Origin of the sequence: Phytopseudomonas daroniae (assembly GCF_004327285.1) — a bacterium.
Lineage (GTDB): Bacteria > Pseudomonadota > Gammaproteobacteria > Pseudomonadales > Pseudomonadaceae > Aquipseudomonas > Aquipseudomonas daroniae.
Genome location: NZ_QJUI01000003.1, coordinates 311,371 through 329,817 on the forward strand (window position 1 = coordinate 311,371; position 18,447 = coordinate 329,817).

The following is an 18,447-nucleotide window of genomic DNA, read 5'->3' on the forward strand; positions in this document are numbered from 1 at the left end:
TTAATGGGCAAATCTCGGTAACATCTGTCCGTGCAAATCGGGCCGTAGGCGGCGCATCATGGCGGCCACCATTTCTGACGAGGTGCGTCGCGTGCGTGTCCTGCTGGTTGAAGATGATCGCGCCCTAGCGCGCGGAATTCGCGTCGCCATGCGCGGCGAAGGGTATACGCTGGACTGGCTGGAGGACGGTGTCGAAGCCGCCCATGCCTTGCGTAGCGAGCAGTTCGACCTGGTGCTGCTCGACCTCGGCCTGCCGCGCCTGGATGGCATGACGCTGCTGCGCCAGTTGCGCGCGCGCAGCGAGAATGCCGTACCGGTTCTGGTGCTCACCGCCCGCGATGCCATGGAGGATCGCATCCTCGGGCTGGATGCCGGCGCCGACGACTACCTGGTCAAGCCGTTCGATCCCGAGGAGTTGAAGGCACGCATCCGCGCCTTGCTGCGCCGCAGCCAGGGCCGGGCTCAGCCGGTGCTGGAGTTCGCTGGCGTGAGCCTCGACCCGGCCACCCAGGAAGTGCGCTACCAGGGCAGCAGCGTGCCGATGACGCCCATGGAATATCAGCTGTTGCATCAGTTGCTGATCCGCCCCGGTGTGGTGGTCACCCGCGAGCGGCTCGGCAATGCCCTCTATGGTTGGCAGGAAAGCGGGCCGGGCAACACCCTGGAAGTGCTGATTCACAACTTGCGCCGCAAATTGTCCAGCGACCTCATCCGCACGGTACGCGGGGTCGGTTACCTGGTGGAGCGAACGCCATGATTTCCATCCGCACGCGCATCCTCGCGCCGACCATCGCCCTGGTACTCGCCGGCAGCCTGGCGCTGGTTCTGCTCGCCCTGCGTGACAGTCATCGGCAGACCGAAGCGGTCTACGATGCGCAACTGGTACAGGCGGCTCGGCTGTTGCAGGGGCTGCTGCAGCAGCCGGATGGGCAGCAGATCGACTGGTCGTTCGTCAGGCAGGCACTGGACGGCGCTATGGATCGTTCCGCCGAGGGTATCTTCTCGCATCCCTACGAAATCAACCTGGCCTTTCAAGTGTGGGCCGAGGACGGCACTCTGCTGGTGCGTTCCGAAGAAGCCCCGCCGCTGGCGTCGCCGCCCGCGCCCGGCATTCATGAATTTTTTCTCGATGATCAGGAGTGGTGCGGCGTGCTGCTGGAAGACGCCGGTCAGGGCCTGCGTATCTGGGTCGGCGAGCGTGAAGATCTGCGCCAGGATCTGATTCAGCAGATTCTCCAGCACACCCTGATGCCGACCCTGGTCTGCCTGCCGCTACTGGCGGCATTCATCTGGCTGCTGCTGGGTTGGGGATTACGACCCCTGCAGCGCCTGGCCCAGCAACTGCGTGAACGCCCCGAACACAGCCTCGCCCCCCTGCCAGCCGGCCCTCTGCCGCCAGAGCTGGAGCCGATGCGCCTGGCTCTGGATGACGTATTGAGCCAGCTGCGCGCGCTGCTCGAACGTGAACGCCGCTTCATCGCCGATGCCGCCCATGAGCTGCGCACGCCGCTGGCAATCCTTGATATCCACGTGCGCAACGCGTTGCAGGCCGGCAGTGTGCAGGAACGTGACGAAGCCCTGTCATTCCTGCAGCAGGGCGTGCATCGCGCCACCCGCATCGCCAGCCAACTGCTGACCATGGCACGCTTGGAAACCCCCTCGCAAAGCCTGCAACCGCTCGATCTGACTACCGTGGTGCGCGAGGAGCTGGCGGATCTGGCGCCGCTGGCACTGAACCGTCGCATCGATCTGGCGCTGGAGGCCGACGAGGCTGTGGTGATTCAGGGTGACCGCGGTTTGATCGTCATCCTGTTGCAGAACCTGGTCAGCAACGCGCTGACCTTCTCGTCACCCGGCAGCGAGGTGAGCGTGCGCGTTTGCCGTGAAGACGAAGGTGTGCGTCTGCAGGTCGTCGATCAGGGGCCGGGTATCGAGGAAGCCCGGTTACCGCGCCTGGGCGAACGTTTCCACAGTGCGGGCAATCCTCAGGGGGCAGGATTGGGGCTGGCCATTGTCGGGATGATCGCCCGGCACCTGGGCGGCTCCATCGGCTTCAGTAACGCGAGTCCCAAGGGCTTCCGCGCCGTGGTCAGTTTTCCCTACTCGGCGCTTTGATCATGCCTCGTGTATCGGGGGTACCGATCATCGCACGGTACTTTGGCCAAAGGCCCCTGGCTGATGCATTAGACTGATCATGGGCGGTAACCTGGGTACCGACGCAGGGCGTGGGGCTGGTTCAGCGATACACGTGACCAATTCGATCGCTACAACTGCAGCCCGCCGCTGGCTTTGTGCAGTTTGCGCAGGTGCTCGCCGAGCAGCTTCAGGTTGGCCTCGTTGGCTTCCAGTTCGGCCAGGCGCTGAGGTTCCAGCAGGCGGCGCACTTCTTCGTCGAGGTCGGCACTGAGCAGGCTGAGTTGTTGCTGGCGGTTGCGGGTTTCGCTTTCCAGGCGCTGCCATTCGCCCTGTTGCGGCAGGCCGTATCCGCCTTCGAGCAGTTCGGCGGGGCGGCTGAGGAAGCCGGTGCCGGCGAGGATCTGTTCCAGCGCGTCACCGGCCTTGTCCAGGTTCGGATCCTTGGCGGCGCGGCCGGTCAGGTAACGCTGCTTGAGTTCGTCCTGTGACAGCAGCAACTGACGGCGCATCGCCGCCTGCTCGAGCAGCAGCATGGCGGCGCTGGCGCGCAGATCGGCCTGCTCGAACCATTGGCGGCGTTCACTGGACGGCTGCTCCAGCCAGTCTTCGACCTGTTGTTGGCGGATCGGCAGACGTTGCTGCAGCACCTTGAACATGGCCTGGTAGCGGTCACGGAAAGAATCGAACCGGTAGCCCAGGCGCAGCGCTTCACGGGAATCGTCGAGCACGCTGCTATCGGCCAGGCCGCGGGCCTCGAGCACTTCCAGCAGGCCGATGGGGGTGATGCTGTCGAGATCCTGCAGGCGCGCAAGGTCGGTGCCGCTGCGCAGCAGCTTGAGGGTTTCCACCGCACAGTTGTTGGAGACGAAGAAGTAGTCGCCGTCGTAACTCCAGTGCTGTTCCACGGCGCGGGCAACCAGTTGCTTGAGGCGTTCGCGGGGCAGCGTCAGCGGCACCGAGGCCAGGCTGCGCAGCTCGACCTTGGTGTATTCCTCGATCACCTGGGCCAGGGGTAGTACGAACAGGCGCGACGGGTAAGCACCGGTCAGGCCGTCCCAGCTCGACAGCTGGACGTCGCCGACGAAGGCCCGGTAGGACAGTACCAGATGCTGGTCGAGATCCAGCCGGCAATCCGGCCCCCGTGGACGGCCCGGTGCGCAGATCACCAGTCGCAGCATGCTGTGGCCCCAGCGGCTGGCCATGTTCTGGTTGGCTTCGGCGAGCAGGTAGTCGACCTCATAAACGCGCTCGGGATCGAGATTGGCCAGTGCCTGCTTGTCGAAATCGCGTCCCGCATTGAGGTAGGCGTAGCCTGTGCCGCAGGGCGCGCCATTCGCCGGCGACCAGCCGAAATGTTCGCTGAAGAAGCGCGCCAGGGAAGGACGGCGGCAGGCATATTCGGGATCGAGGAGAAAGTACTCCATATTCACCGCGACGAATTCGCGGGGGTTGCTCAGTTCATAGCTGTCCGGGCTGCGCGCCACCTGGCCGTTGTGCTGGTCGCGTTGGCCGCGGGTGCCGACGCGCTGTGGCCAACCGGCCAGATCGAGCAGGCGTGGATCGTCGCTGAGGGTGAAGCGGCGCTCGGTCTGGCCGCGGCATTCGGCAGGCAGGCCGACCGCGCCCAGGTTGCTGTTCTGGCGCTGGCAGCGGCGCAGCAGGAGGCGCTGTTCGCTGCCCCAGTAAGTGCCACGATCATAGAGGTGTGCCACTTCATGGAGCACGGTTGCCAGCAACTCGCGGCGCACGGTGCCATGGGGGCGCCCGTTGGCGGCATGCGCTGCGCTGCCGTCGGTAAGACCGGACAACAGGCCGGCATTGAGCTCGACACCGCTGAGGCGGCCAGCACGTCCATAGATCTGTTCGGGCAGTGGTACCCAACGCACGGTGACGGTTCGATCCAGCGCTTCACGCAACTGTGGAGGCATGGCCTCCAGGGCTTCGTCGAGCAGCGCCTGGCTGGCCTGGCGCTCGGCGCTGTTCAACAGGCTTTCATCCAGCGTCAGCTTGAGCTGGGCGTTACTGGTCGTGCTGACCAGCAAGGTCAGCAGCAGAAACCAGCCGCGGGGGGGCATCACAGAGCGAGAATGGCTTCGGCCAGCACCTGATCGGAGGCGTTCTGCGCTTCGGGAAGCTGGCTGCGCAGGGCGCCGAAGGCGGCTTCCAACTGGGCACCGCGGATATCGCCCTGGCTGGCGACGAAGCTGGCGGCGTCGTCACGGGCCTCGATCACCACTTTCATGTCGCGGATCGACGTGGTGGTGTCCGAGGTGAAGTTGATGGTGCGGTCGAGGGCGCGGACGATGATGTTGCTGGTGGCCACCAGGGTCTGGGCCTGAACGGCGCCGGCGAACAGGGCAAGGGATGCCACGGCGGCGAACAACGGACGCTTCATGAACGGTCTCCGAATGGGATTGGAATGGCTGGTTGGACGAGGAACACCCGCCGCAGTTCCGACAATGACAGGTGTTTAAAGCGCCAGGATGGCCTGTGCCAACTGTCCATCATCGGCTTGCAGCGTCGGCAGGCGGCCGCGGATGTGTTGCAGTGCGGCTTCCAGGTGCGCGCCACGCAGCGTGCCCTGGCTGGCGACGAAGCTGGCAGCGTCATCCTTGGCGGCCAGTACGACCTTGTTGTCGACTACCGAGGAAGTCGCATCGGATGTGCCTTCGATACTGGCTGCAAGCGCATTGACCAGGGTGTCTGTGGTCACCAGAAAGCTGCTGGCAGAGGCGCCAGCGGCCAGACTGAACAGGCTGAAGAACGCAAGGGTACGGGCGATTGGCATGGTCTGGACTCTACGGCTCTGAAAACCAGCATTCTAACCGCTCTGCGTGGGGCGGAAGAAAAAGACCTGCACAGTTTGTGTAAAGGTGTATGCGGCCTGCGAGTTGCTCAAATAATGGCAGGCCCAGAACGACAAAACCCCGCTGGCGCTGCATGCCGGCGGGGTTTTGCGGGAGAAGCTCAACGGTCGCGATTAGCGCCAGAACGGTTTGCTCAGTTCGGCGTAACGCTGGCTTTCGCTGATACCGGCATCTGCCAGCAGGCGAGTGTCGAGACGCGCCAACTGGCGGCGGCTGACGATGCGACGCTGCCACAGGAGCAGAGTAGCGAGAAGATTCAGTGGCAGGCTGGCTGCAGATTTGGACGAGTTGTCGGCAAGCAGATCGGAACTGAGGGTACGTTCCATGGTGTGCATCCTTCCGCTTTTGGCGGGGTTGGTAAGTTCTGGAGCCTATTTTCGTCCTCGCGTGGGATTAGCAGTAGTCACAGCTGAAGTAAATAAGCTGCATACTAGATAGGTTGCTTTGTAACTGTTTCGCTTATTTAGAATGTAACTGTACCGGTGTTTGTGGATTTGCCGTGACTTACGACGTTAGGCAGTGTTTTGACCTGTAAATCTGTTTATTTTAAGTGATTAGCAACAGGTACAGTTTCAATTGTGTGACTTCGTTGCTAAGCTCATTATTTTTATTTTTGCCGTGTCGAGCGGGGAATGTTCTGGGCTGTGCTTGTTGGCAGAGCCTGTGCAAGGAATTGCGGTTCGGCAGAAAAAAGAGGCGAGGGGTGCTCCCTCGCCTCTTTCTCGTCAACCGATCACTCGACGCTTATTCGACCGCCTTGAGCATCTCTTCGATGACCTTCTTGGCGTCACCGAACACCATCATGGTCTTGTCCAGATAGAACAGTTCGTTGTCCAGGCCGGCATAGCCGCTGGCCATCGAGCGCTTGTTGACGATGATGGTCTTGGCCTTAAAGGCTTCGAGAATCGGCATGCCGGCGATGGGTGATTTGGGGTCGTTCTTCGCCGCCGGGTTGACCACATCGTTGGCGCCGAGCACGAGTACCACGTCGGCCTGGCCGAATTCGGCGTTGATGTCTTCCATTTCGAACACCTGGTCGTACGGCACTTCGGCTTCGGCCAGCAATACGTTCATGTGCCCTGGCATGCGTCCAGCCACCGGGTGGATGGCATATTTGACTGTCACGCCCTTGTGCGCCAGCTTCTCGGTCAGTTCCTTCAACGCATGCTGCGCGCGCGCCACGGCCAGGCCGTAGCCGGGAACGATGATCACGCTGTCGGCATTGCCAAGCAGGAAGGCGGCATCGTCGGCCGAGCCGGACTTGACCGGCCGTTGTTCGCCGCCGCTCGCGGCAGGGCCGGCATCCGTGGCGCCGCCGAAGCCGCCGAGAATGACGTTGAAGAACGAGCGGTTCATCGCCTTGCACATGATGTAGGAGAGGATCGCGCCACTCGAACCGACCAGACTGCCTGCGATGATCAGCATCGAGTTGTTCAGCGAGAAGCCGATACCAGCCGCTGCCCAGCCCGAGTAGCTGTTGAGCATCGACACCACCACCGGCATGTCGGCCCCGCCAATGGGGATGATGATCAGCACACCGATGATGAAGGCCAGGGCCACCAGCGCGGCGAACGCGGTCAGGTTGCCGGTGAAGGTGAACATCAGGCCCAGGCCGACGATCGCCAGGCCGACCGCCAGGTTGATCAGGTGCTGGCCGGCGAACTGTACCGGCGCGCCTTGGAACAGGCGAAACTTCCGCCCAAATACGAGCCGGCCAGACAGTTTTCCGAAGGCGATCACCGAGCCGGAGAAGGTGATGGCGCCAATCGCCGCGCCGAGGAACAGTTCCAGGCGATTGCCGTGGGGGATCGGGTCGCTGATCGCCGCGACGATGCCCAGTGACTGCGGCTCGACCACGGCGGCGATGGCGATGAACACCGCGGCCAGGCCGATCATGCTGTGCATGAAGGCGACCAGTTCCGGCATCTTGGTCATCTCCACGCGCTTGGCCATGATCGAGCCAGCGGTACCGCCGACCAGCAGGCCGACGATCACGTAACCGATGCCCTGCACGGCCAGTTCGCTGCCGAGTTTGTAGATCAGACCGAGGGTGGTCAGTACGGCGATGCTCATGCCGATCATGCCGAAAGCATTGCCGCGCCGCGACGTGGTTGGGTGGGACAGGCCCTTGAGCGCCTGGATGAAGCACACCGAGGCCACGAGATAGAGGAGGGTGATCAGGTTCATGCTCATCTCAGTGGCTCTCTTCCTGGGTGACAGCCACCTGGGCTTTCGGGGCTTTTTTCTTGAACATTTCCAGCATGCGGCGGGTGACCAGGAAGCCACCGAAGACGTTGACCGCCGCCAGGGCCACGGCCAGGGTGCCCATGGTCTTGCCCAGCGGTGTGACGGTCAGCGCGGCGGCGAGCATGGCGCCGACGATGACGATGGCGGAAATCGCATTGGTCACCGCCATCAGTGGGGTGTGCAGAGCCGGGGTGACGTTCCACACCACGTGGTAGCCGACATAGATGGCCAGCACGAAGATGATCAGGTTGTAGATGCCGTCGGAAATCAGATCCATCGGGGTGATCCTTTTGGTAGTGATTGGCCCTCTCCATAAAGAGAGAGGGAGGCCATCATTTGTTGATGCGTTTGACCTCGCCGTCTTTGCACATCAGGCAGGCGGCGACGATGTCGTCTTCCAGATTGAGGTGGAAGGCGCCGTTCTCGTGGATCACCAGCTTGAGAAAATCGAGCAGGTTGCGCGCATACAGGGCCGAGGCATCGGCGGCTACCAGCGCCGGCAGATTGCCGTGGCCGACCAGGGTCACGCCGTGCTTGACCACGACCTTGTCCAGTTCGGTCAGCGGGCAGTTGCCGCCCTGGATCGCAGCCAGGTCGATGACTACGGAGCCAGGCTTCATCTCGGCGACGGTGGCCTCGTGCAGCAGCGTCGGTGCCTTGCGACCGGGAATCAGTGCGGTGGTGATGACGATGTCGGCCTGTTTGGCGCGCTCATGCACGGCTTTGGCCTGGCGCTCCATCCATGAAGCGGGCATGGGGCGCGCGTAACCACCGACGCCTTCCGCACATTCGCGTTCTTCATCGGTCTCGAACGGCACGTCGACGAACTTGGCGCCGAGGGACTCGATCTGCTCCTTCACTGCCGGGCGCACGTCGGACGCCTCGATCACCGCGCCCAGGCGCTTGGCCGTGGCGATGGCCTGCAGGCCGGCGACGCCGGCACCGAGGATCAGTACGCGGGCGGCTTTCACCGTGCCGGCAGCGGTCATCAGCATCGGCATGAAGCGCGGGTAATGGTTGGCTGCCAGCATCACCGCCTTGTAGCCGGCGATGTTGGCCTGGGACGACAGCACGTCCAGGCTCTGGGCGCGCGAGGTGCGCGGCGCGGCCTCCAGGGCGAAGGCGGTGATACCACGAGCGTTCATGCGCTCTATGGTTTCGACGCTGAATGGGTTGAGCATGCCAACCAGCACCGTGCCGGGCTGCATCAGTGCCAGCTCGGCGTCGTCTGGCGCCACCACCTTGAGCACCAGCGCGACGCCGAATGTGGCGCCGACATCGCCAATGGTGGCGCCCGCAGCTTCATAAGCGCTGTCCGGAATACTGGCGTCGATGCCGGCGCCGCTTTGAACGGTGACCTGATGGCCTTGGCCAATCAGCTTCTTGATGGTTTCCGGCGTCGCGGCAACCCGCGTCTCGCCTGCCTGGGTTTCGAGAGGAACACCAATGTGCACGCTTGCATCTCCTGCGATCGTTGCAGATTCACCCGAGGGTGGCGGAGGTACGTTATCGACTAAAGTCGATATCCCGGCATTCTGCAAAGGAAGCGGATCAGTAAGCAATATTCATGGAGCGTTTATTTCGCATGACTACAAGTTATTGGAGATATTGTTATTTTTCATGCGGGATTATCTAGATAAATAAGCGAATTTTGGCGATAAAATTCGATAAATTGTACCGATCATGAATAAATGTCTGTGAATATGATAGCTTGCTATCGAGAGGCCTGCGGCGCCTTGTCGCACTGTTCAATATCGTTTACAGGCCGTTGAACAGCTGTTTGGCAGGGTTTTTGATGTTTTTGTAGCGATATTTATTTATCGCTACAGATTGTTGGAGTGGGATTTTGTCGGCACTTTGGCGCTAAGGTAAGGATGGAGGCAGGTCGATAGCTGCTTATGAGGCGTGCAGCTGAATGGCACTCCTGCGTTTTGATCACTCGACCCGTACCCAGGTGAGCGAGAAAATACCGGGAGAAACCGCGTGGCCGCTCAGCCGGTGCGCCAGGTGATTTCCTGCACACCGTCGGCGCTGATGCGCAGCCACTGGTCGGCCTGCTCATCGCTTTCCTCTTCCTCCCAACTGCCAGGTGCACAGCGGACTTCCACGTTCAGTGCGGCATAGGCGGCCTTGGCGCAGGCCAGGTCGTCTTCCCAGGGCGTGGTATCGCTCTCCAGGTAAAGGCTGTGCCATTTGCCAACGGCCTTGGGCAGCCAGGTCACCGGGGTATCGCCGGCGCGGCACTGAAAGGTCTGGCCTTTCTGCTGCCAGCCGGAGCAGGGCCCCAGGGCCTGAGTCAGCCAGGCGGCGATGGCCTGGTGATCGGCATCCTTCAGGTAAATCTCGATATCCGGTTGGCGCATGTTCATCCTCATCTGGTCGGGGCGCTCAAGACGCATCACGCTCGATCCAATCGTAGCGGATGGCGACGGTCACTTCGAAGCTTTCGGCGATCACCGCAGCGCGGCGTTCGGCACTGGCGCGCCAGCCATGGGGCGTCATCGCCAGCAGGTCGGCGCGTGCTTGCGGTGTGTCGAGCAACAGCGGGAAACTCAGGGTTTCGCTGTGCGCCAGACGCATGCCTGGCGGGATCAGCTCAAGGTGTTTCTGGTCGTCGTAGTCGCGCACTTCGTCGTAGAGCTTCTGGCGCAGCTCCATCAGGTGGTCACGGGTCGGCCCCATGCGCAGCAGGCCGCCGCCGGGGGCAAGCAGGCGCCTGGCCTCCTGCCAGTCCAGCGGGCTGAACACGCTGGCCAGCAATTGACAGCTGGCGTCCGCCAGGGGCACACGGGCCATGCTGGCGATCAACCAGCTGAGTTGCGGGGCACGCTTGCAGGCGCGTTTCACCGCTTCGCGGGAAATATCCAGGGCGTAACCATCGGCATCCGGCAGCGCCTCGGCGATCTGTGCGGTGTAATAACCCTCGCCGCAACCGATATCTAGCCAGCGCTGCGGCCTGTAGCCAGCCGCCAGTTCCGCCAACCGGGCAGCCAGGGGCGCGTAGTGGCCGCCATCGAGAAAGCGCCGACGCGCCTCGACCATGGCGGCGTTGTCGCCAGGGTCACGGCTGTTCTTGTGCTGCACCGGCAGCAGGTTGAGGTAGCCCTGACGTGCGCGGTCGAAACGGTGGTTGGCCGGGCAGGCGACGCCATTGTCGACGGCCTGCAGCGGCGCCTGGCAGATCGGGCAACTGAGCATCAGGCGAGCAGCTTGACCAGGGTCTGGTAGTAGATCTCGGTGAGTACCTCGAGATCGCTGGCCAGCACACGTTCATTGACTTGGTGGATGGTCGCGTTGACCGGGCCGAGCTCGACCACCTGAGTACCGAGGGTGGCGATGAAGCGACCATCGGAGGTGCCGCCGCTGGTGCTTGGTGTGGTTTCGCGGCCGGTGACGGCACGGATGCTGGCGCTGACCGCATCGAGCAGGGCGCCCGGCTCGGTGAGGAACGGCAGACCCGACAGCGCCCACTCGATGTGATAGTCCAGGCCGTGCTTGTCGAAGATGGCGTTGACCCGCTGCTGCAGGCCTTCGACCGTCGATTCGGTGGAGAAGCGGAAGTTGAACACCGCTTTCAGCTCGCCAGGAATCACGTTGGTCGCACCGGTACCGGCGTTCAGGTTGGAGACCTGGAAGCTGGTCGGCGGGAAGAACGCATTGCCGTCGTCCCAGTGTTCGGCGGCCAGTTCGGCGAGGGCTGGGGCGGCCAGGTGAATCGGGTTCTTCGCCAGGTGCGGGTAGGCCACGTGGCCCTGAATGCCGCGCACGGTCAGGGTCGCGCCAAGCGAACCGCGGCGACCGTTCTTCACCACGTCGCCGACCAGCGACGTGCTCGACGGTTCGCCGACGATGCACCAGTCCAGTCGCTCGTTACGCGCGGCCAGGCGTTCGACCACGGCCTTGGTGCCGTGGTGGGCCGGGCCTTCTTCGTCGCTGGTGATCAGAAAGGTGATGCGTCCCTTGTGGTTCGGGTATTCGGCGACGAAACGCTCCACGGCGATGATCATCGACGCCAGGCTGCCTTTCATATCGGCGGCGCCGCGCCCGCAGAGCATGCCCTGTTCGTCGATCAAGGCTTCGAACGGGCCGTGCTGCCAGGCCTGCACCGGGCCGGTGGGCACCACGTCGGTATGACCGGCGAAGCACAGCACCGGGCCGTCCTGATCGCCATGGCTGGCCCAGAAGTTGTCCACGTCCTCGATACGCATCGCTTCGATGGCGAAACCCAGAGCCGCGAGCCGGCGCATCATCAGTTCCTGACAGCCTTCATCCAGTGGCGTGACGGATGGTCGGCGGATCAGGTCGCAGGCGAGCTCGAGGGTGGGGGACAGGGCCGTCATGGGAACTCCGGTAAAGCGTTTCGGGGCGGGAAAGGGCCGACATCTTAAAGCAAAACGGCGGCCAGTTGGCCGCCGTGGTTGCGCAGCAGGCGGGGATCAGGCGTTCTCCGTTTCGATCTGCACCACCGGAATTTCCAGCGGCTTGGGCTGCGACGACAGCAGCGCCATGATCAGCGAGGCGAGGTACGGCAGCGATTGCACCAGCAGCATGATCACCCAGAACTTCACGTCGTAGCTGGGCAGGCCCTGAACGATGCCGATACCCAGGGCACTGCCCCACAGCAGGAGCATGATGAAGACTTCTTCGCGGGCTTCGGCCAGAGCCACCATCAGGCCGTGGCTGGAACGCATCTTCGGGGTGCGGAAGAACGGGATGCTCTTGGTGAAGGCGCCGTACAGCACCGCCTTGGCGATGGTGTGCGACAACGCCAGCCCGGCGACCGCCGCGCAGAACGCATCCTTCAGGTTGACCCCCACCGCCCGTTGATACAGGAAGATGATCTTGCCGACCTTGAACAGGAACAGCGTCAGCGGCGGGATCGCGAAGATCAGCAGCGGCGGGTCGACCCGTTGCGGCACGATGATCATCGCCGCCGACCAGAGCAGGGCGCCTGCGGTGAAGAAGATATTCAGGCCATCGGCTACCCACGGCAGCCAACCGGCGATGAAGTGATAACGCTGGCCGCGCTTGAGTTCGCTGCCCTGGCCGGCAAGCAGCTCGCGAGTGTGGCCCTTCATGATCTGAATGGCGCCGTAGGCCCAGCGGAAGCGTTGTTTCTTGTAATCGATAAAGGTGTCCGGCATCAGCCCCTTACCGAAGCTGTCATGGGCGTAGGCGGCCGAATAGCCCTTCTCGAACACGCGCAGACCCAGCTCGGCGTCTTCGCAGATGGTCCAGTCGGCCCACTTCAGTTCGTCCATCACGGTACGGCGGATCATGGTCATGGTGCCGTGCTGGATGATCGCGTTGCGGTCATTGCGGGTCACCATGCCGATATGGAAGAAGCCCTTGTACTCGGCGTAGCAGAGCCTCTTGAAGGTGCTTTCCTCACCGTCGCGATAGTCCTGGGGCGATTGCACCACGGCGATCGACGGGTCGGCGAAGTGCGGCACCATGTGCTTGAGCCAGTTGCGGTCGACGCAGTAGTCGGAGTCGATTACTGCCACCACTTCGGCATCCGCTGCGGTATGCGGCAGGATGTAATTCAGCGCGCCACCCTTGAAACCATGCAGCGGTGCCACGTGGAAGAAACGGAAACGCGGGCCGAGTTCTTCGCAGTAGTCGCGCACCGGCTCCCACACCGCGGGATCCTTGGTGTTGTTGTCGATGATCAGGACTTCGAAGTCCGGATAGTCGAGATTGGCCAGGGCGTCCAGGGTCTGTTTGACCATCTCCGGCGGCTCGTTGTAGCACGGTACGTGTATCGACACCTTGGGCCGGTAGTCGCTATCGCCAATCACTGGGGTGAACGGGCGCCGCCGTTGCGTCCACACCGTTTCGGCCAGTTCATGGGCCTCGGTGAGCAGTACGATGAATACGCCGATGGCGCCAACGCCGAGCAATACGCCGACCAGCATGCTGAACCAGGTGCTGTACTGCTGGCTGTAGTCGTAGCCGATCCACACCAGGGCCGAGCCGCCCGCGAAGGCGACGAAGGTCAGGAAGGTGCGGCCGCGTTGGCGCAAGGCACTGCCGTCGATCAGCATCAGCGCCAGGGACAGCAGCGCCATGACCACCGAGGCGACCGCCAGCAAGCGCCATTGCGGGATGGCCACGACCGGGCCTTCGAAATTGAATTTCGCCTGGCGATCGAGGTCGTACACGCCCCAGTAGGCACCCACCGACCCTTCGTCACCTGATTTCCACGGCTGGTCGAAGGCTTCGATGACGAAGTAGTTGTACCCCTGGGCGTTCAGCGTGGTGACCAGCGTACGCAGGTAGATGGCCTGATCCGCCTGAGTCGCCTCGGCGCCACCGCGTACGCGGCCGTTGCTGGGCCAGCCGACTTCGGAGAGCAGCAGCGGTTTTTTCGGGAACAGCTTTTTCAGGTCGCGGGCACGATCCAGGGTGAATTGGGTGGAATCCTTCATCGGAATGAATTCCCAGTACGGCAGTACGTGAGCCGCGATCAGATCCGCATGATCGGCCAGCTCCGGGTATTCCTGCCAGATGTGCCATTGTTCGGACGTGGTGACCGGCACCTTGACCGCCGAGCGCACCCGATCCATGTAGCCGATCAACTGCTTGGTGGTGACCTCGCGGCGGAACAGCGCCTCGTTACCGACCACCACGCGCACCACGCTGCGCGAATCGTTGGCTAGCTGGATGGCCTTGGCGACTTCGCGCTCGTTGCGCTCCTCGTCGGTGCCGATCCACACACCGAGGGTCACGCGCAGGCCGAACTCTTCGGCGAGCAGCGGAATCTTGTCCAGGGCGCCGTCTACCGAATAGGTGCGGATGCTGTCGGTCTGCTGCGACAGTAACTCGAGATCCTCGCGCATTTCCTCGTCACTGGGATAGACGCCCGTTTGCGGGCTCTGCCCCTGACGGAACGGCGAGAAGGAATAGCCGGAGACCTGCTCGGGCCAGTCCGGGGCCGTGACCGGACGGTTGTAAAGCGCCCAGATGCCGGTGAACAAGGCGGCGATAGCCAGGAAAACAATCAGATTGAGGCCGAACTTGCGCGAAAGCATGCTGTGTCAGGTTCCGGGAGTTGGAACGGGGAGAGGGCCGGCGAACGCCGGTTGGCGCGCATGCTACTCCGTCGTTGAAGGACTGTATAGCACGGCTCGGAACGTCTGTTTGAGCATGCACAGCGTCGTTTTTACGCGCGCTGAACGCTTGTACGGAGAGCCGGCCCGATGGTGCTTGGGATGATCGACCAGGCTTCCTATAATGTGCGCCCACCAAGAGGAGCCCGCATGTCGTTCGATGAGCAACGTTTCGCCGGAATCGCCCGGTTGTATGGCCGTGAAGGCGCGCAGCGGCTGGCGGCTGCCCACGTGGCAGTGGTCGGTATCGGCGGTGTCGGCTCCTGGGTGGCCGAGGCGCTGGCGCGCTCCGGGGTGGGCGAGATTTCCCTGTTCGATCTGGACGATGTCTGTGTCAGCAACACCAACCGCCAGGCCCATGCCCTGCAAGGCCAGGTCGGTCGCGCCAAGGTCGAAGTAATGGGCGAACGGCTGCGGGCGATCAACCCGGCCTGCGTGGTGCATGAGGTGGCTGACTTCGTGACCCGCGATACCATGGCCGACTACATCACCGTCGAGCTCGACGCGGTGGTCGACTGCATCGATAGCGTGGCGGCCAAGACGGCGCTGATCTCCTGGTGCAAGCGGCGCAAGATCGCCATCATCACCACTGGCGGTGCGGGTGGGCAGATCGATCCGAGTCAGGTGCAGGTGGGGGATCTGAACAAGACCTTCAACGACCCGCTGGCTGCCAAGGTGCGCTCCACACTGCGCCGCGATTACGGGTTCTCCCGTACACCGGGGCGCAACTACAGCGTGCCCTGCGTGTTCTCCACCGAGCAGCTGCGTTACCCGACGCCCGATGGCAGCGTGTGCCAGAGCAAGGCTTTTGTGGGCGAAGGGGTGAAACTCGATTGTGCCGGTGGCTTCGGCGCGGTGATGATGGTCACCGCGACCTTCGGCATGGTCGCCGCCGCGCGTATCGTCGACAAGCTGGTGGCGGGTGCGCGGCGACCGGCAGAGCGCGAGCCAGGGTAATGTGGGTGCCGCACGCTCGTTGCTGACGTTCGTATCAGGTGCGCCGCACCCTGTTTCGTCGCCACCATAACCCTATGCCGGTAATGCCCAGAAGCGTGAGTGCCAGCCCACCAGCGGCCATGACAGCCTCCAGCCATGTGCCTCCCAGCGCACCCGTGTGAAGCGGATAGATCACCGCGACGGCCCGTGCGCCGGGGTCGAGTTCGTTCCAGCGATGGATGGCAAGTACCTCTCCAGACCATGGGTGCAGCCAGACTGATGTCAGCCCGTTGGGCGCAGTGACCTGCCCAGCCCGGTAATCTGGTATTCCACACGCGGCGGTACCTCGGCATATATCGTGCGTTGAACGAGCTTGCGGCGTTCGAACAGGCGCAGTGGCCGGGTCAGTTCTTGTTGCGTGAGGTCAGGTCTGTTCGGTCAGCCGACGCATCTGCTGCACGACGGCATTGAGACCATTGCTGCGTGACGGCGAAAGCTGGCGCGACAGGCCCAACTGCTCAAACCAGCCGGCGACATCCACGCTTGTCAGTGTCTGTGCATCCAGGCCATCAATGCGTACCAGCAGCAGAGCGAGCAGGCCGCGTAGCAGGCGTGCATCGCTGGATGCACGAAATACCCAGCGCCCGCCCAGTTGTTCGCCGACCAGCCAGACCTGGCTTTCGCAGCCGTTCACGCGATTCGCTTCGCTGCGCTCGGCTTCGTCGAGAGGCTCCAGGCGCTCGCCCCACTGCATCAGCAGTCGCGCTCGCTGTTCCCAGCCGGAGCAGGCAGCGAACGCATCGAGTGCTTCGCGGGCGCCGTCGGGGAGGTTCATCGCAGCAGCTCCAGGGCGTTGTCCAGTGCAGCGAAGAAACGCTGCAGGTCGCTTTCGTCGTTGTAGAGCCCCAGCGACACGCGAATGGCGCCGTTCACGCCCAGCCGTTGCAGCAATGGCATCGCGCAATGATGGCCGACCCGCACGGCGATGCCTTGCTCGGTGAGCAGGTGGGCGAGGTCGCCGCTGTGTATGCCGTCGATGGTAAAGCAGGCCAGTGCTGTTTGCGGCTCGCCGAGCAGGCGCACATCCTCGTAGCGTTGCAGGCCGGCCAGCAACATCTGGTGCAACGCGGCTTCGTGGGCGCTGACGGCATCGGCGTCGAGACTGTCGAGATAATCCAGGGTCGCGCCAAGGGCGATCACACCGGACACCGGTGGCGTGCCAGCCTCCAGACCAAGGGGGGCATGGCGGAAAGTGGCGGCGTGATAATTCGCCTGTTGCACCATTTCCCCACCGAACTGCCAGTGTTGCAGGCACTGCAGCGCACTACGCCGACCGTAGAGCAGGCCAACGCCATCCGGGCCATACAGCTTGTGGCTGGAGCAGGCGTAGAAGTCGCAGCCCAGTGCCTGCATGTCCTGGCGACCATGCACGATGGCCTGGGCGCCATCCACGACCGTCAGTGCGCCCTGGTCGCGCGCCAGTTGTATCAGCGACTCCAGTGGCTGCCAGCGTCCCAATACATTGGACAGTTGGCTGACCGCGAGCAGCCGGGTTCTTGCGCCAATAAGCGTGGTGGCCTGTGGCAGGTCGATATCGCCGGCAGTCGTCAGCGGCAGTACCACCAGCCTGAGGGCCTTGCGCGCGGCCAGTTGCTGCCAGGGCAGCAGATTGGCGTGGTGTTCGGCGGCGCTGATGACGATTTCGTCGCCCGCGCTGAACAGGTGCTCCAGCCCATAGGCGAGCAGGTTCAGGGATTCGGTGGCGCCACGGGTGAAGACGATTTCTTCGGCGCTGGCGGCGTTCAGCCAGCGAGCCGCCTTGTCGCGGGTGTCTTCGAAGGCACGGGTGGCGCGTTCGCCGGGCAGATGCTGGGCACGGTGCACATTGGCTGCGCCGCCCGCGTAGTAGGCCAGCAGGGCATCCAGTACCGCTTGCGGTTTTTGCGCCGTGGCGGCGCTGTCGAGGTAGGTCTGGCTTTCGCTATCGAGAGCCAGCATGCCGGGAAAGTCGGCGCGCCAAGGGGAAGTGAGAGCCATGAGCTTCAAGCTGCAAGCTGCAAGTCAGGGCTGCGGCTTGCAGCTTGTGGCTTGCAGCTTGGCGCTGCCTCTTAGTTATGAGCGTGCAGGGCTTCGTTCAGCTCGATCGCCGACTTGTTGGTCTTGCACTCTACCGCGCCGCTCTGCGAGTTGCGACGGAACAGCAGGTCGGCCTGACCCGCCAGGTCACGACCCTTGACCACCTTGACCAGGTTGTTCTGGTCATCGAGCAGGGCGATCTTGGTGCCAGCGGTCACGTACAGACCGGCTTCGACGATGTTGCGGTCGCCCAGCGGGATGCCGATACCGGCGTTGGCGCCGATCAGGCAGCCTTCGCCCACGGAGATGACGATGTTGCCACCACCGGACAGGGTGCCCATGGTCGAACAGCCGCCGCCCAGATCCGAACCCTTGCCAACGAATACGCCCGCCGAGACGCGGCCTTCGATCATGCCCGGGCCAGCGGTGCCGGCGTTGAAGTTGACGAAACCTTCATGCATCACGGTGGTGCCTTCACCGATGTAGGCGCCCAGGCGGATACGTGCGCTGTCAGCGATACGTACGCCGGTCGGTACCACGTAGTCGGTCATTTTCGGGAACTTGTCCACCGAGAAGACTTCCAGCAGGTCGCCTTTCAGGCGTGCTTCCAGCTGGCGTTCGGTCAGTTCGGCCAAATCGACAGCGCCCTGGCTGGTCCAGGCGACGTTGGGCAGCAGCGGGAAGATGCCGGTCAGGTTCAGGCCGTGGGGCTTGACCAGACGATGCGACAGCAGGTGCAGCTTGAGGTAGGCCTCTGGGGTGCTGGTCAGGGTGGCGTCTTCGGCCAGCAGGGTGACGACCAGTGGCTTGGCGCTTTCCGCCAGACGGGTGAGCAGGGCGCTTTGAACGGCATCGATACCTTTCAGAGCACTGGCCAGCTCACCCGCTTGCTGGTTGGTGATTGCAATGGCCTGATTGCCGCCGCTGTAGCCGAGCTTCTCGGCGACCTTGGCTACCAGTTCGGCGTTCGGGTTGAGCAGGGGCTGTGCGTAGAACACTTCCAGCCAGGTGCTTTGACGATTTTGAGTGCCGACCCCGAAGGCCAGGCTGAACAGCGTATTGGACATGGATTT

Annotated in this window: 19 protein-coding genes; 3 read left to right on the forward strand and 16 right to left on the reverse strand. The window is 63.1% G+C overall.

The features are described 5' to 3' along the window. Positions 1-91 precede the first annotated feature (91 nt). Together DNK06_RS05010 and DNK06_RS05015 are read left to right on the forward strand one after the other, a co-directional pair. A complete protein-coding gene (locus DNK06_RS05010) occupies positions 92-757 on the forward strand; it encodes a response regulator (protein ID WP_131178967.1) in 666 nt (221 codons plus the stop codon). Then, entirely contained in the window at positions 754-2,115 is a 1,362-nt protein-coding gene (locus tag DNK06_RS05015) for an ATP-binding protein (protein WP_131178930.1), read from the forward strand. The genes DNK06_RS05010 and DNK06_RS05015 overlap by 4 nt, the downstream gene beginning before the upstream one ends. Positions 2,116-2,264: 149 nt before the next feature. Here DNK06_RS05015 and DNK06_RS05020 read toward each other — a convergent pair whose 3' ends face one another. The 11 genes from DNK06_RS05020 to DNK06_RS05070 form a co-directional block, all read right to left on the reverse strand. Further along, complete coding sequence (locus tag DNK06_RS05020; RefSeq protein ID WP_131178931.1) at positions 2,265-4,211, reverse strand: DUF7844 domain-containing protein; 1,947 nt, start codon at positions 4,209-4,211, stop codon at positions 2,265-2,267. Next, entirely contained in the window at positions 4,211-4,531 is a 321-nt protein-coding gene (locus DNK06_RS05025; protein WP_278248822.1) for a DUF2388 domain-containing protein, read from the reverse strand. The genes DNK06_RS05020 and DNK06_RS05025 overlap by 1 nt, the downstream gene beginning before the upstream one ends. Before the next feature lie 75 nt (positions 4,532-4,606). Next, complete coding sequence (locus tag DNK06_RS05030) at positions 4,607-4,924, reverse strand: DUF2388 domain-containing protein (protein WP_042555128.1); 318 nt, start codon at positions 4,922-4,924, stop codon at positions 4,607-4,609. 192 nt (positions 4,925-5,116) lie between these two features. Then, the gene (locus tag DNK06_RS05035) at positions 5,117-5,329 is read right to left on the reverse strand and encodes a DUF1127 domain-containing protein (RefSeq protein WP_131178933.1); all 213 of its coding nucleotides are present in this window, start codon (positions 5,327-5,329) and stop codon (positions 5,117-5,119) included. A gap of 418 nt (positions 5,330-5,747) precedes the next feature. Continuing rightward, entirely contained in the window at positions 5,748-7,196 is a 1,449-nt protein-coding gene (locus tag DNK06_RS05040; protein WP_131178934.1) for an NAD(P)(+) transhydrogenase (Re/Si-specific) subunit beta, read from the reverse strand. Position 7,197: 1 nt separating this feature from the next. Further along, positions 7,198-7,527: an NAD(P) transhydrogenase subunit alpha part 2 gene (locus DNK06_RS05045; RefSeq protein WP_131178935.1), complete on the reverse strand. Its 330-nt coding sequence runs from the start codon at positions 7,525-7,527 to the stop codon at positions 7,198-7,200. Positions 7,528-7,582: 55 nt separating this feature from the next. After that, positions 7,583-8,704 (reverse strand): Re/Si-specific NAD(P)(+) transhydrogenase subunit alpha, encoded by a 1,122-nt coding sequence (locus tag DNK06_RS05050; protein ID WP_131178936.1) that lies wholly within the window; start codon positions 8,702-8,704, stop codon positions 7,583-7,585. Between the two features lie 537 nt (positions 8,705-9,241). Next, positions 9,242-9,613 (reverse strand): hypothetical protein, encoded by a 372-nt coding sequence (locus tag DNK06_RS05055; protein ID WP_131178937.1) that lies wholly within the window; start codon positions 9,611-9,613, stop codon positions 9,242-9,244. Between the two features lie 25 nt (positions 9,614-9,638). Next, on the reverse strand, positions 9,639-10,448 hold the full coding sequence (locus tag DNK06_RS05060) for a putative RNA methyltransferase (RefSeq protein WP_131178938.1): 810 nt from the start codon (positions 10,446-10,448) through the stop codon (positions 9,639-9,641). After that, positions 10,448-11,590 (reverse strand): succinyl-diaminopimelate desuccinylase, encoded by a 1,143-nt coding sequence (gene dapE / locus DNK06_RS05065; protein ID WP_131178939.1) that lies wholly within the window; start codon positions 11,588-11,590, stop codon positions 10,448-10,450. Before dapE ends, DNK06_RS05060 begins: the two co-directional genes overlap by 1 nt. Before the next feature lie 96 nt (positions 11,591-11,686). Beyond that, complete coding sequence (locus DNK06_RS05070) at positions 11,687-14,284, reverse strand: glycosyltransferase (RefSeq protein WP_131178940.1); 2,598 nt, start codon at positions 14,282-14,284, stop codon at positions 11,687-11,689. Between the two features lie 228 nt (positions 14,285-14,512). Between DNK06_RS05070 and tcdA the strand changes: the two genes are divergently transcribed. Next, on the forward strand, positions 14,513-15,319 hold the full coding sequence (tcdA, locus tag DNK06_RS05075) for a tRNA cyclic N6-threonylcarbamoyladenosine(37) synthase TcdA (RefSeq protein WP_131178941.1): 807 nt from the start codon (positions 14,513-14,515) through the stop codon (positions 15,317-15,319). Positions 15,320-15,353: 34 nt separating this feature from the next. On the opposite strand, the gene DNK06_RS25495 is transcribed toward tcdA, so the two are convergent. The 5 genes from DNK06_RS25495 to dapD all read right to left on the reverse strand — a co-directional run bounded on the left by DNK06_RS25495 (position 15,354) and on the right by dapD (position 18,441). Continuing rightward, positions 15,354-15,626: a PepSY domain-containing protein gene (locus DNK06_RS25495; protein WP_369073642.1), complete on the reverse strand. Its 273-nt coding sequence runs from the start codon at positions 15,624-15,626 to the stop codon at positions 15,354-15,356. Beyond that, positions 15,581-15,706: a winged helix-turn-helix transcriptional regulator gene (locus tag DNK06_RS25185; RefSeq protein WP_131178968.1), complete on the reverse strand. Its 126-nt coding sequence runs from the start codon at positions 15,704-15,706 to the stop codon at positions 15,581-15,583. Before DNK06_RS25185 ends, DNK06_RS25495 begins: the two co-directional genes overlap by 46 nt. A gap of 16 nt (positions 15,707-15,722) precedes the next feature. Then, entirely contained in the window at positions 15,723-16,133 is a 411-nt protein-coding gene (locus DNK06_RS05090; RefSeq protein ID WP_131178942.1) for a SufE family protein, read from the reverse strand. After that, positions 16,130-17,335, reverse strand: a complete 1,206-nt coding sequence (locus tag DNK06_RS05095; protein WP_131178943.1) for an aminotransferase class V-fold PLP-dependent enzyme — start codon at positions 17,333-17,335, stop codon at positions 16,130-16,132. Before DNK06_RS05095 ends, DNK06_RS05090 begins: the two co-directional genes overlap by 4 nt. Before the next feature lie 71 nt (positions 17,336-17,406). Further along, a complete protein-coding gene (dapD, locus tag DNK06_RS05100; protein ID WP_131178944.1) occupies positions 17,407-18,441 on the reverse strand; it encodes a 2,3,4,5-tetrahydropyridine-2,6-dicarboxylate N-succinyltransferase in 1,035 nt (344 codons plus the stop codon). Between the last annotated feature and the right edge of the window lie 6 nt (positions 18,442-18,447).